Genomic DNA, 1,929 nt, shown 5'->3' with positions numbered 1-1,929 from the left:
TGCCAGCGTATTGTTTAGCACAATTTTTCCTTCTCCTACTTCTTTTACTTCAATTTCTCTGACCAGCCGACCGACTAAATTGGTTTGATTCATTTCTTCTCCTCCTTCTCTTCTTTCCTTTCACATTGATTATCTGCTAAAAACAAAACATTTCGTTTTTTCAAGCAAAAAAAAACACCAAAAATCGGAACATATTCCTCATTTGGCGTTTCTTGTTTTTAATTGTTTATTTCATTATCCATTGACGATAGTCGGCTTAGTAAAGTAACTAAAGATGTGACCCCAAGTTGACATATCAAAGATGGCAAAAGGGTTGCCGTCTCCCAGAATACCATATCCTACCATTGCGCCAAGAATTAAAGCGATAGCGATCAAGACAAGAACAAGTAAAACTTTTAATACAAATGACACCATTTGCGTTGCGATTTTCTCTTTTGTCACGATCTCACCTCATTTTCCAGAATTTTTATTTACACACTGAATTTTTTCTTGGTCATGTTTTCTAATAAAATACCCGTTCCTAGTGCAACAGAATCTAAAGGCTGTTCAGCCACAAAGACAGGTACTTTTAATTGTTCAGCGAAAAGCTGGTCAATGCCATCTAGTAAAGCTCCTCCGCCGGTTAAAATGATTCCGCGATCAATAATATCGGCTGATAATTCAGGTGGAGTTTGTTCTAAGACGTCTTTTGCTTGTTGAACTAGCATTGCCATTGATTCTGCCGTAGCTTCTTGGACTTCACTGGATTTAATGGTAATCGTTCTTGGTAGACCGCTCACCATATCTCGGCCTCTAACATCCATAGAATCATCACGGTTATTAGGGAAAACAGTTCCTACTTCCATTTTGATTGATTCAGCTGTGCGTTCACCGATCATTAGCTTGTAGTTTTTCTTTACAAACTGAGTAATTTCATTGTCCATCCGGTCTCCGGCTACTTTCAATGAACGACTCGTTACAATGCCTCCCATAGAAAGGACAGCAATATCGCTTGTTCCGCCACCAATATCAATGACCATATTTCCGCTTGGTTGGAAGATATCCATCCCTGCGCCAATTGCGGCAACTTTAGGCTCTTCTTCAAGGAAAACATTTTTCCCACCGCTTTTTTCTGCTGCTTCAATAATTGCTTTTTGTTCAATTGCTGTAATATTTGTTGGACAGCAAATTAAAATGTTTGGTTTAGATAAAAATCCTTTTACATTTAATTTATCAATAAAGTGAGTTAACATAGCTTCGGTAATATCAAAGTCAGCGATAACTCCGCCATCTAAAGGACGAATAGCACGAATGTTGCCAGGCGTACGTCCGACCATCAAGTATGCTTCTTCTCCAACCGCTAAGACACGATTGGTTTTAGTGTCGATTGCAACTACTGAAGGTTCGTTTAACACGATTCCTTTTCCTTTTACATGAATCAATACATTGGCCGTTCCTAAATCGATTCCTATGTCTTTCGCCATTACTACGTTCTCCTCTCAAGCTCTTGTTCAATTTATAGCAAGTTTTTTTGTACTAGCCACCTAATTTATAATTATAGCATGTTTCAACTTAATCTGAAATGATGTTTTAAAAAAAATCACTATTTGCTTGACTTTTTTAATAAAGCTATAAATAAAAAAGTGAAACAAGCCCGCTAGTCATTGAATACAAAAAAATTATCTTATTCTACTTTATTAAAAAAACTGGAATAAACGCCTTTAAAGGCAAATTCATTCCAGTTTTCGTCCGTTTGTTATCCGTTGAATAAAGTACTCAATTCTTCATCTTTTAAAACGTGGGTAGCTGTTTCATCGATTCGTTCAATATCTGCTCCCAGGTTTTGAAGTTTTTTATGAAATTCATAATAGCCGCGGTCTAAGTATTCTAAATGCGTGACTCTAGTATACCCTTCAGCAATCATACCTGCAATAATCAAAGCTGCTGCTG

2 protein-coding genes and 1 pseudogene are annotated in these 1,929 nt (G+C 37.0%); all 3 read right to left on the bottom strand.

Annotated features, from left to right (window positions below; all coding sequences use genetic code 11):
- Window positions 1–234: 234 nt before the first annotated feature.
- Window positions 235–441, bottom strand: coding sequence for a DNA-directed RNA polymerase subunit beta (locus tag RT405_RS13170; RefSeq protein WP_313470286.1), 207 nt, complete (start codon window positions 439–441; stop codon window positions 235–237).
- Between the two features lie 29 nt (window positions 442–470).
- Window positions 471–1,463, bottom strand: a complete 993-nt coding sequence (mreB, locus tag RT405_RS13165) for a rod shape-determining protein MreB (protein WP_313470283.1) — start codon at window positions 1,461–1,463, stop codon at window positions 471–473.
- Window positions 1,464–1,735: 272 nt separating this feature from the next.
- A pseudogene (locus RT405_RS13160) lies at window positions 1,736–1,929 on the bottom strand (UDP-N-acetylglucosamine 1-carboxyvinyltransferase); the annotation flags it as partial.

Source organism: Carnobacterium sp., assembly GCF_032094055.1.
Taxonomy (GTDB): domain Bacteria; phylum Bacillota; class Bacilli; order Lactobacillales; family Carnobacteriaceae; genus Carnobacterium_A.
This window is presented reverse-complemented; position numbering and strand designations above follow the sequence as displayed.

Bases quoted from the DNA above. Each gene is read 5' to 3' on its own strand.
- mreB (WP_313470283.1), bottom strand. From the start codon at position 1,463: ATGGCGAAAGACATAGGAATCGATTTAGGAACGGCCAATGTATTGATT.